Below are 11,287 nucleotides of genomic sequence, written 5' to 3'. Positions count from 1 at the left end.
TTATTATGTAGTCTATTTGTTACAGCACCTGTGCTGTTTGTGAAGATAGTAAACTGTACCAACCTGTAACAGTTGGACGTTCTGCTAAATCTGCAAAAGTGATTTCTTTCCCTTCACGACGCCACTTCTCTACTAAACTCATAATTCTGACCGAATCAAGCCCTCTATTTAATAAGTCCTCATCAATATCAATACTCTCTACTGGCTCACGAAGTAGTTGTGCAACTAGTTCATGCACTTCCTGTATAGTGATTCCTTCACCCTCATCACCTTTTACACTTTGTAAATCTTTTAACAGTAGGTTTGTTGATATCGTTACTGCACATCTATTAGATGCATACTCCAATGCTTGTTTATGATGCTCTAGTGAAAAATCAGCAACTGCATCTGCTACAAAGAACGGCTCTATACCATCCATAAATGCTTCACAAGCTGTTAAAAGACAGCCAATATGCGCATAAATACCGCAAATAATGAGTTGATCTCTTCCTTGTTCATTTAAAATTTCTAATAGATTTGTCTTTTTAAATGCACTATATCTCCATTTTGTTAGGAATATATCATCTTCATCAGGAGTAAGTTCATCAACAATTTTCTTTTTATCTGGTCCAGCAGGTATACCGTCACCCCAAAAGTCTTGTAATAAACCTCGTTGTTCTAACGTTTGCCCACCAGGTTGTGCTGTATAAACAACTGGTATACCAAGTTCCTTACATTTTTCTCTTATCATTTTAATATTTGAAACAAGTTCTACTTTTGGTGATTCTTTATCGCTATATGCATCAAGAAAATATTCTTGCATGTCATGAATTAAAAGTACTGCACGTTTCGGATCTGGTGTCCAATTCACTTTATTTTTCGGTAGTTCTGATTCAATTGGCATTTTATATACTGAAATAGATGGAATAGCCATCTAATCACTTCCTTCCGGTTTTTATTATTGTTTTACTGTAATAAGTTTTTCAGCAATGACTTTACGTAGTTCTTTTTTGCTGACTTTTCCGACTCCTGTTTGCGGAAATGATTCAATAAATTCAATTCGATCTGGAATTTTATAAGCCGCTATACCACGTTCTCTTAAAAACATTTTTAATTCACTTACTGCCGGAACTTGTCCGCGAGCTATAACAAAAGCACAGGTGCGTTCACCTAAATAATCGTCAGGCATAGATACAATTGCTACGTCATGGACCGCATCGTGTGCTAATAGATGATTTTCAACTTCTTCTGCAGCAACTTTCTCACCACCACGGTTAATTTGATCTTTATCTCTTCCTTCTACAATGATGTATCCTTGTTCATTTACTTTTACAAGATCACCTGTGCGATAAAATCCATCCTTTGTAAATGATCGTGCATTATGCTCTTCGGCTTTATAGTAACCACGAATTGTATATGGACCTCGTGTTAATAAACTACCTACTTCGCCCGGTTGTACATCGTTGTCATTTTCATCAACAACTCGTACTTCATCGAGTGCAGACATTGGTCTACCTTGTGTATGAATAATAATTTCTTCCGGATCGTCTAATCTTGTATAGTTCACTAATCCTTCCGCCATACCGAATACTTGCTGTAACGTACATCCAAATGTAGGGCGTATACGTCTTGCTACCTCAGCACTAAACTTAGCACCACCTACTTGAATAACCTCTAGGCTCGATAAATCGGTATTACGAGAAGATGCAGCATCAAGCCAAATCATTGCTAATGGCGGAACGAGCGCTGTAATTGTAACTTTTTCTTTTTCGATAAGAGCAAATGCCTCATCTGGACTACCACCAGTTGCCAATACCACTTTTCCACCCGCATAGAAAGTTCCAAATGTCCCTGGAGAACTCATTGGGTAATTGTGTGCTACTGGAAGAACTGCCATATAGACGCTTTCTGCATTCAAATTACAAATTTTAGCGCTAACACGTAAACTATAAATATAGTCATCATGTGTTCTAGGAATTAATTTAGAAAGACCTGTTGTGCCTCCTGATAATTGGAGAAACGCAACATCACTTGGCTGAACTTCTGGTAATGAGACGGGATCCATATACAGATCATTTATGTTCACAAACTCTTCTTCTTCTCCCACTACAATTACATGTTGTAAATTTGGCACTTTCTCTTTCACTTCTCTTGCTAGTTTTCGATAATCAAAACCGAGAGCCTTATCTGAAATAACGTAAGCGCTCGCCTCGCCAAAATCACAAAAATAACTAATTTCACTGCTTCGATGTGACGGCAGTGCAAAGACAGGAAGCGCTCCAATTCGAAATAGTGCAAAACATATTTCGAAAAACTCGATAATGTTAGGTAACTGGATTACAACTCTGTCCTCTTTCTTTATTCCTAAACTCAGTAAACCTGCTGCTAAACGATCTACCTTTTTATTAAGTTCACTATATGTTATATGCTTCTTACCACTTACAACCGCGATTTGATCTCCATATTTCTCAGCCCGCTCTCTTAACACTCCTCCAAATGTTTCACCAAGCCAACATCCTTCTTCTCGGTAACGATCGGCAAATTCTTTTGGCCATTCTGTATAACCTACTAGCATTCTTTCTTCCCCCTATTTTTCATTAAGTGAACTATCTCTTAACCCTAAAGCTTTTAGCATTGTTTGGAACTTAGCTGATGTTTCTGCTAACTCATCTTCTGGTTTTGACTCAGCAACAACTCCAGCTCCTGCATATAAACGCAGTGTATTTTCTTGTACTTCAGCACAACGAATTGTAACAATCCATTCTCCATCTCCATTTAAATCGCTCCATCCTAGCATTCCTGTAAAGAACTCGCGGTCAAATGGCTCAATATGCTGTATAGCCTCTCTTGCTTTTTCCATCGGAGTTCCGCAAACTGCTGGCGTAGGATGAAGGGCAATTGCTAATTGTAAAGAAGAAGTATTTGGATCCTTCAGTTCACCTTTCACTTCTGTAGACAAATGCCACATCGCTTCACTATGAATAACTGATGGCTTTTCTGGAACATGTAATGTATGACAATACGGACGAAGTGCAGCGGCAACCGCTTCCACTACTACCGCATGTTCATGTAAATCTTTTGGAGAAGAAAGTAATTCCTCTGCTCTTCTTTTATCTTCTACTGGATCCTCACTACGTGGCCTTGAACCAGCTAACGGGTTAGAAATAACTTGCATACCATTACGTGAAACAAGTAATTCAGGACTTGCTCCAATTAGCGTCTTACTGTTCTCTTTTTCATCTTTCGGTAAATTCACAGCAAATGTATAACCATGCTTATTATGCTCTGCTAATTCTCGCAGAAGTTTTTGCTTATCAATCTTTTCCGAAGATTTAACATCTAACGATCTAGATAGAACGATTTTCTTTAAATCACCGTCCTGTATTTTTTTAATTCCTTGCTTCACACCATTCATATAAACTTCAGGGTCTGGCATTGGCGTCATTTCAAATGTTACGTTCTCATTTGTTTCAAGCTGATTTGTTGTATCCAATTGTAAACGCTCAGAAATCCTACTATATTCTGGTACGATAAGTTGGACTTCTTTTCTACGATCGAATGGCAAAGCACCCACAACGATAGGATTTGGATTTCCAGCTTGTTTCGCATTACTTAATGTCGCTTGCACAAGCTCTGGGAAATTTTCAATTTCACGATGCTTTACTGTAGTAAACTCTCCTTCTGCTAATATCGTTCGAGTTGGTGAAGCGAAAAAGAATGAAGATTCAGTCTTATAATCTTCTAAAAGTTTTTCTGACAATTCCTTTACAGCTATATGTTCATTCATAATATAATAACCTCCTGAATTTTGATTAAACTCCTAACGTAGCACCGCCATCGACACATAAATTGTGCATTGTAATATGACTTGCTCTATCTGAGGCTAAAAATAACACGGCTTCAGCAACTTCTGAAGGTTGTGCAATTTTTTGTAATGGAATTCCGAGTCTATATGTATTTTGAGAACCAACAATTATATTTTTAGCTCCATTCTCATCAGCCCATAGTAATCTTTGCATCTCAGTTTCAGTAGAACCTGGAGAAACTAAGTTGCAGCGTATATTGTATGCCGCAAGCTCTAGTCCTAAACATTTCATAAACATCGTCGTTGCAGCCTTTGACGCAGCATACGCAGCCATCTCCATTCTCGGCGTATTTGCCGCATTTGAACCGACTGTAACAATTGCCCCTGATTTTCTTAACATCATATTTTTACTTACCGCTCGGGACATATTGAAAACCCCTGTAGTATTTACAGAGAATGTTTTATTCCAATCTTCATCACTTAACGAATGAATTGGTCCCATACGTAAAACCCCTGCAACATTTATTAAAATATCTATTGGCGCTATTTCATTTGCAATATGATTTACCATGTCTTCAACAGCAGCGCTATTACTCACATCTAAACGAAACGTTTTCATACGTGTTTTATTTAATTCATTTTGATTTAAGAGTACATTTAACCCCTCTTCATTTTGATCAACCGCAATAACTGTGGCTCCTCTTTCTAAAAACATTTTGGCAACAACACTGCCTATGCCTTGTGCTGCACCTGTTACTAAAACTGTTTGCCCATCAAATTCCCCTAAGTTCATTTTCTCTATCCTTTCACATAAACATTAATTTCATTAAGTAACATAAATGATATTGATTTTCATTATCAGTCATGTTGTAAAAAATAATACACTTACTAAACTAATTGGTCAAGTGCGCATTACTTTAAAATCCATTTTATTGATAATGTTTTTCATTTACTATCTTACACCGAAATGATAATGTTTCTCAATAAACTTGTCAATCTTTTTTTATTTTTCAGATAAAGTATTTTAATGCTTCTTAATAAAATCATACCTAAACGCATTAAATGTACTTATATTATAAATAAAATTCAAACTCCTCTTTTTAAAATTGAAGAAGATAAACTAGAGATACGTTCATTTACAATGCTTTATGAAAAACTCAAGTATATATTTTCTCAATATTTTTCTGAAAATATATCTTACAAATACTAATGAATGTCTTCTTTATCATTTAAGATTTAATATATATTTCGAATATGATGTATCAATTTATTATATTCCAAATGGGTATTCCACTCACTTTTACATCTATAAAAATCACAAAAGTAATTTAACCTTGTTAAAATAACTCATAAAAAAGCATCCTAATTAATAGAATAGGATGCTTTTTCGTAATCATAGTGTTATAGAAGATTTGTATACTTATGCTACGCTGCGATACTCTTCTTCTTGTTCTTTTTTCTGTTTAGGTGCTTGAATTAAAATTGCGATAATGAATGACACGACACATAATACACCGATCACCATGAACGTTGGTTTGAATCCACCTAGAAGTGCACCGATAAAGGAACCTGCAAGCGCCCCAAATCCAAATCCTTGATACACAATTCCGTAGTTCTTACTATGGTTTTTCATACCGAAGAAATCACCAACAATAGCTGGGAAAATAGTGATATTTCCACCAAAGCAAAACGCTACACTTGCTACACATACGAAGTAAATACCATAATTTAAATCTACAAAACTTAGAACTAAGACTGAACTCGCCATAACAACAAAAGTACCAGTAACGATTTTTAAACGCCCAATTTTATCCGATAACGGTCCTAAAATGATACGACCTAATGTATTGAAGATTGCAACCATAGCCACCGCATTAGCTGCTGTTGCTGCGCTAAGTCCTACAAGTTGAACACCAATGTCTTTTACCATACCAATTAAGTATAAGCCACTCATACATGATGTAAATAACATGATAAATAATAAGTATACTTGTTTTGTGCCTAACATTTCTTTCGTTGTGTATTCCTTAGTTTTTGTTTCATGAACTGCTCCTTGATCTGCAGCTTGATGGATTAAACAAGCACCAATTACAATCATAGCTGTAACAATTAAACCCCAGTATATAAATGCTTGCGATACACCAACTGATTCAATCAACTGTGCGTTAACGTATTTAAAGATTAAGCTACCTGAACCATATGCAGAGACAGAAATACCAGCAATTAAACCTTTACGCTCTGGAAACCACTTTATTAAATTTGATAGTGAAGTGATATATGCTGTACCATCTGCATAACCTACAACAACTCCTGCTAGTACATAAAGCAATATTAATGAAGAAGCTTGTGAACTAAGTATTAACCCTAGTCCTAATGCTAATCCAGCTATCATAATAAGTTTACGAAGTCCCCATTTTTCTTGCAATTTACTCGCAAATAAAGTTGAAAATGCTAAAGAAAGACTAGTAATTGAGAAAGTTATCGCAACAGCGTTAAGACTCCAACCGTATTTACTAACTAAAGGCTGATTGAATAAACTCCATGTATATATCGTCCCAAGCCCCATTTGTACTATAACTGTGCCAAGGACAACAAACCATGGATTAACAGTTGATTTTTTCATACCTTTCCGCCTCCTCTTTCTATTTCAATGCTATTCGCTAAATTTACTTTTTTTATGTTCATTTTGGTCACCTCTTTTGATTTGACACCTTCATTGTATAAGATGTTTTCGTTTATGTAAGCACTTACAATGCAGAGCGTCAAAAACGTAGAATCAGTTACAAAAAACGAAGGATGAAATACAAAAACTACTTATTAAATACGTAACAGTTATTTAATAAGTAGTTTTTGTATAAGCTCGATTTACATTTATTTTTGAACTCTTTTTTAAAAAGTGAAACAATAAAACCGTCTCTTTACTATTTATTAAAGAGACGGTTTTATTAGCTCAATTCATAAGCCTGACTTTTTTTATACGTTTATAATTGTTTCTTCAAATGTAACAATTGGCTCTACAAATTCCATCATAATGAAAGCATTTTTAATACGTCTTGTTAAAACTTCTTTTAATTCTGCACACATTTCTTCTGTAAGTGATTTTACAAATACAAAGTTGTGATAATAAATCACACTCTTCTCTTTACTTAATGGGTTTAAAAACATCCCCTCTTTTGTAACGAGAGCATTAGAATGCCCCGATAAAGTTGAAAGAAACGTCTCTAAAATTTTTATTTCTCTTTTTGAAAACGATTCTTCACAAACTACTTTAATATTCATTTCTGTTATCATTTATATATTCCCCCAACCATTTTTTCACAAGGGGATACTATAATACTATTAAATTTTCACAAGACTCCCCTTGTCGTTCATAAAATTCACCAGAAAACTAAGTTGACTAACTTGTTTTTTCCCTTTATTCATATAAATCTCTCCTTTCGTATATATTACTTCTCCATTTGTAATTGATTACCTTTTTATATTAAAGTTTTTCTATGTTTTTAATTGGAATTCTACCAATTAGAGATCTTATTAATAAACGTATATTTTTCTTATACTCCTGAAAAAAACTTTACTTATCTACTTTACGTTTTGGGCTACATAGTGTCTGTTTTTTGAATAATTTGCTTCTCTGCAGTATTTACATAGAAATATTGTTTCGCTAATGCTGAAAACAATTTACTTATAATAAAGTGAAACTTTAATCAACCCTCACCAATCGGGCTTTTATGGGCAGCAGGGCCCCCATCTAACTTCTTTGCTTCCACTGAATTTTGAGGTGGGGGTCTTACTGCCCAGCAAATAGCGGGATAAACTTAAATAAAATATAACTTTTAACATAAGAGTACTTTATACTCTTCTATTAGAGAACAAATTTTTTCCCAATAAATAAAACTAAATATTCACTAATATATCTATCCGTGGTTTAATATATATAATAAAAAAATATTTCTGTCTTTAATGAGGAGGTACTATGAAAGCAAACGTAGGGGATACTATACTTTTTCAACGAAATAATTTAAAGATTACAGGATCTGTATTAAAACTTTATACTGAATCGGTCTTAGTTGAAATTACAAATGTAAGCGGTGGTACTTTTGAATTTGATCGAACAATTGTAAATCATAAAAACTATAAAGTTTTAAATACAAATACATAAAACAACACAAAATAGCCCCTGCTCAACAGCAGGGGCTATTTTATATAAAAATATTTCACTAGTTTATATACCCTAAAACATTAACAATCTTACTCGCTTTTAAATTGTTAATATGATAATAAATTTCTAAACCTCTTCTCTCTGCTCGTAACACTTTACCCTTCATTTTTGATAAATGTTGTGAAACAGTAGATTGCGGAATATTCAGTAACTCTGTTAATTGTGTTACATTACAAGTTTTTCTCGTACTTAATTCATTTACAATTTGCAGTCTGATTGGATGCGCCATAATTTTTAAAATATCTACATCTTCTTCTGAAACTAAAGTTTTTCTCATTTCACTCGTATATGTTGTCATAAGACATTCCCCTTTTATATGAATTCCATATTCATAAGATCTATTTCCAAATTTTTTAAAACCCTTGATTAAAACTTTCATATAGAAATAAAAGGATTTTAAATTTTTGAAAACAGAACTTACATTCACTTTATTTATTTATTTATTTGGTACATATACATAATACAATGTTAATATGTGCTCTATGTGAAGTTCACATAAATTTGTGATGAAGATTTACTTAGCCACTCGCATCCTACTCATCTAATTACTCACTGCGTAAAATCATCAGTTATTTTAACACATTTTAGGCGTTTGTATATACTATTTATAAAGTGAAACTTTAATCAGTGGGGCTTTTGTTCATCCCCCACTGATTATCAGCCCTCACCAATCGGGCTTTTACGGGCAGCAGGGCCCCACCTAAATTCTTTGCTTCCCCTGAATTTTTAGATGTGGGTCTTACTGCACGGCAAATAGCGAGATAAAACAACTTTTATAAAGGGGGGATTCATATGCCTACAGCATTACAAGAAGAAGTCGAAGAAGCACGGGAAACATATGTCAGTCGTATCATCTTAGTTGGAGGATCGACTTTATTTTTAGTAGGCGGGGTTATATCGGCAATTTCAGCTTTTAAAGCTTATAATCGTTTGGAGAATACGCCGCCTTCTACAGATAATTCATAGATATTTTATAAAATAAAACGTCGCCTCTAATATGAAGAGACGACGTTTTATGATTCATACATATGACACTAAAAGTATCGATAGATTCCCTACTCCATTTTCTAAGCTTACTTCACCACAAACCTAGTCTGACTACACCCATCCTTCTGCTTCGTTACTTCTAATACAGCTGGCATTGCGTTTTTCAGCTCTTGTACGTGTGAAATGACACCGATAAATCGGCCTGATTTTTGTAAGTCAATTAAGGCGTCTACTGCTTTCGTTAATGATTCTTCATCTAATGAACCGAACCCTTCATCGATGAACATCGTTTCGATGGAAATACCACCTTCATATGCTTGAATGACATCTGCCATTCCTAGCGCTAGGCAAAGTGATGCATTAAATTTCTCTCCGCCGGATAGTGTTTTTACATCGCGTGTTTGGCCAGTATATGCATCGTACACATCTAAGCCTAATCCACTTTGACGATTTCTCTTTTCAACTCGTTCACTTCGTTTTAAATAAAATTGTCCGTTTGATAATTTACGTAATCGTTCGTTTGCAATTTGAACAATTTGTTCTAAATACTCAATTAAGATGTAACGTTCAAATGATATACGGCTCTCGTTATCACCTTTCATTACTTCATATAAGTCAACAAGTTCTTGGAAAGCTTTTTCTTCCTCATGAATTTGCTCATCAATACGTCTAATGTTTTCATGTAAATCAGAAATATATGTTACCGCATTTTGCGCACGTTGACGTTTTTCTTTAATGATATCGAGATTAATTTGTAATTCTGTTATGTGTTCACCTAACGCTGTAATATCCATATACTCTTTATCTTTTAATTCAGCTTGTAACTCTTCAATTTGTTTTGCAAGCACTTCAAGCGATGAATAATAACCTTGAATTTCTTTTTGTAACATTTCCATCTCGTGATCGCTTAATTTGGCTTCTTTATACGTGAATTCGTCTGTAAACCCGCTTTGTTCTAGCTCTTTCATAAAGCGTGCGAAAGTCTCTTCTTTCTTTAATTTTGCACTTTCAAATTGATTAGAAGCACCTTTTTGTTCTGCTTGAATACGTATATTTTCATTTTGCCAATGCTGATACGCTTCCTGCACTTTCTTCCATTCGTCCTCCATTAACCTAAGTTCCTGCATAGCTTGGTCAAACTGTGCTTTCCAAGCTTGTACTGTTTGTAAGTTTTCTGGAATATTTCGTTTATCATGTTCATATGACGTACGAAGTTGCATACACTCCATTTCTGTACGGTGCTGCATTGTTTCCACTTCTCGTTTTTGTTTCTGAAGTTCTTCTATTTTTTCTTCTACGCTTTTCATGTTCGCAGCAATCTGCTTACGTGTTTCTTCACTTGCTTTTAACGTATTAACGTCTGCAGCTAATTGTTTTCCTTTTTGAACAAGTGCACTATATGTTTCAGCTAATTTTTCCGAGTTGTAGCCGCGCTTCACAACTTCTTCTATCACTTGTTCATATTGTAGTCGATAGAAATTCCATTTCTCCTCTACTTGCACATGTAATTTTTCAGCAATGTTCTTCTTATCTCTTAAATCGTTTAACTCTTTTTCATCGATCGCATTACTTTGTTCTGTAGCTTTTTGCGGATGATTCGTACTACCACATACCGGACAAGATTCACCGTCATGTAAATGAAGAGCTAATATACCAGCTTGTTCACTTAACCAGCGGCGCTCCATGTTTTCATATGCACGAACTGCCACTTGCATTTTATTATTTGCCGCTTCTTTTTCTTGCTCGAATTTTTGTTTTTCTTGCCAAACATCATATGCTTGCTTTAAAACTTTTGCATCTTCTCGCATATTCGTTAGTTCTTCTACTTTAGCTACATATTGCTCAAGTGCTTGTTCTAATTGCTGCAATTCATCAGACATTCTCTGTTTTTTGTTTGTATGCTCTTCTAGTTGTTGATCTAACTTTTGCATACTTTCTTTTAATTTCCCTATTTGGATTTCGGTATTTTGTAAATTCAGCTTTCTCTCAGCTAATGATTCAATAATCGCTTGTAACTCTTCTAATCTTTGAACAAGTTTTTTAGCCTCTTCTCGCTCAGCTTCTTTATTCTTTACTACTTCATACTTCTCCTGAGCAAGTTCAAAGCTATTCATTATCTGTTCTTGTTTGACGCTTATCTGTTTTAACAAACTTTCAGCTTTCTGCTCATTTTCCATCGCTTCTTCATACCATTGTTCAAATGGTAATAAGCGCTTTGCTTGTTCCGCACGTTTAAAGGATTTTTCTTTCTTTTCAATTGCTGCACGGTTCTCTTGTAAAGTGTTATATTTCTCATT

General features: G+C 34.7%; 10 protein-coding genes. 2 read left to right on the top strand and 8 right to left on the bottom strand.

The annotated features are described in order from the left end of the window. Nucleotides 1–19: 19 nt before the first annotated feature. From MR107_RS21445 to MR107_RS21420, 6 genes are all read right to left on the bottom strand, one after another. Complete coding sequence (locus tag MR107_RS21445; protein WP_086404639.1) at nucleotides 20–913, bottom strand: isochorismatase family protein; 894 nt, start codon at nucleotides 911–913, stop codon at nucleotides 20–22. Nucleotides 914–937: 24 nt separating this feature from the next. Next, entirely contained in the window at nucleotides 938–2,554 is a 1,617-nt protein-coding gene (locus tag MR107_RS21440) for a (2,3-dihydroxybenzoyl)adenylate synthase (protein WP_086404638.1), read from the bottom strand. Between the two features lie 12 nt (nucleotides 2,555–2,566). Continuing rightward, nucleotides 2,567–3,766, bottom strand: a complete 1,200-nt coding sequence (dhbC, locus tag MR107_RS21435) for an isochorismate synthase DhbC (protein WP_001002068.1) — start codon at nucleotides 3,764–3,766, stop codon at nucleotides 2,567–2,569. A 25-nt stretch (nucleotides 3,767–3,791) separates the two neighbouring features. After that, on the bottom strand, nucleotides 3,792–4,577 hold the full coding sequence (gene dhbA, locus MR107_RS21430) for a 2,3-dihydro-2,3-dihydroxybenzoate dehydrogenase (RefSeq protein ID WP_086404637.1): 786 nt from the start codon (nucleotides 4,575–4,577) through the stop codon (nucleotides 3,792–3,794). A gap of 627 nt (nucleotides 4,578–5,204) precedes the next feature. Beyond that, nucleotides 5,205–6,407, bottom strand: coding sequence for an L-lactate MFS transporter (locus MR107_RS21425; RefSeq protein WP_000750111.1), 1,203 nt, complete (start codon nucleotides 6,405–6,407; stop codon nucleotides 5,205–5,207). A 350-nt stretch (nucleotides 6,408–6,757) separates the two neighbouring features. After that, on the bottom strand, nucleotides 6,758–7,075 hold the full coding sequence (locus MR107_RS21420) for a hypothetical protein (protein WP_000627302.1): 318 nt from the start codon (nucleotides 7,073–7,075) through the stop codon (nucleotides 6,758–6,760). A 682-nt stretch (nucleotides 7,076–7,757) separates the two neighbouring features. Between MR107_RS21420 and MR107_RS21415 the strand changes: the two genes are divergently transcribed. Next, nucleotides 7,758–7,943: a YkvS family protein gene (locus MR107_RS21415; protein WP_000646793.1), complete on the top strand. Its 186-nt coding sequence runs from the start codon at nucleotides 7,758–7,760 to the stop codon at nucleotides 7,941–7,943. Between the two features lie 58 nt (nucleotides 7,944–8,001). Here MR107_RS21415 and MR107_RS21410 read toward each other — a convergent pair whose 3' ends face one another. Then, the gene (locus tag MR107_RS21410) at nucleotides 8,002–8,301 is read right to left on the bottom strand and encodes an ArsR/SmtB family transcription factor (RefSeq protein WP_000214801.1); all 300 of its coding nucleotides are present in this window, start codon (nucleotides 8,299–8,301) and stop codon (nucleotides 8,002–8,004) included. Nucleotides 8,302–8,795: 494 nt separating this feature from the next. On the opposite strand from MR107_RS21410, the gene MR107_RS21405 reads away from it, so the two are divergent. After that, complete coding sequence (locus tag MR107_RS21405; protein WP_001141668.1) at nucleotides 8,796–8,969, top strand: hypothetical protein; 174 nt, start codon at nucleotides 8,796–8,798, stop codon at nucleotides 8,967–8,969. A gap of 107 nt (nucleotides 8,970–9,076) precedes the next feature. Here MR107_RS21405 and MR107_RS21400 read toward each other — a convergent pair. Then, a partial coding sequence (locus MR107_RS21400; protein WP_242292685.1) for an SbcC/MukB-like Walker B domain-containing protein occupies nucleotides 9,077–11,287 on the bottom strand: 2,211 nt, incomplete at its 5' end.

It is taken from the genome of Bacillus cereus group sp. BfR-BA-01441, from assembly GCF_022663075.1.
GTDB lineage: Bacteria > Bacillota > Bacilli > Bacillales > Bacillaceae_G > Bacillus_A > Bacillus_A cereus.
The sequence above is the reverse complement of the archived record's forward strand: the minus strand, read 5'-3'. Positions and strand labels throughout refer to the sequence as shown.

What these genes read in the sequence shown, in the direction of transcription:
- MR107_RS21445 (WP_086404639.1), bottom strand. Translation starts at nt 913, where the DNA reads ATGGCTATTCCATCTATTTCAGTATATAAAATGCCAATTGAATCAGAA.
- MR107_RS21440 (WP_086404638.1), bottom strand. Translation starts at nt 2,554, where the DNA reads ATGCTAGTAGGTTATACAGAATGGCCAAAAGAATTTGCCGATCGTTAC.
- dhbC (WP_001002068.1), bottom strand. Translation starts at nt 3,766, where the DNA reads ATGAATGAACATATAGCTGTAAAGGAATTGTCAGAAAAACTTTTAGAA.
- dhbA (WP_086404637.1), bottom strand. Translation starts at nt 4,577, where the DNA reads ATGAACTTAGGGGAATTTGATGGGCAAACAGTTTTAGTAACAGGTGCA.
- MR107_RS21425 (WP_000750111.1), bottom strand. Translation starts at nt 6,407, where the DNA reads ATGAAAAAATCAACTGTTAATCCATGGTTTGTTGTCCTTGGCACAGTT.
- MR107_RS21420 (WP_000627302.1), bottom strand. Translation starts at nt 7,075, where the DNA reads ATGATAACAGAAATGAATATTAAAGTAGTTTGTGAAGAATCGTTTTCA.
- MR107_RS21415 (WP_000646793.1), top strand. Translation starts at nt 7,758, where the DNA reads ATGAAAGCAAACGTAGGGGATACTATACTTTTTCAACGAAATAATTTA.
- MR107_RS21410 (WP_000214801.1), bottom strand. Translation starts at nt 8,301, where the DNA reads ATGACAACATATACGAGTGAAATGAGAAAAACTTTAGTTTCAGAAGAA.
- MR107_RS21405 (WP_001141668.1), top strand. Translation starts at nt 8,796, where the DNA reads ATGCCTACAGCATTACAAGAAGAAGTCGAAGAAGCACGGGAAACATAT.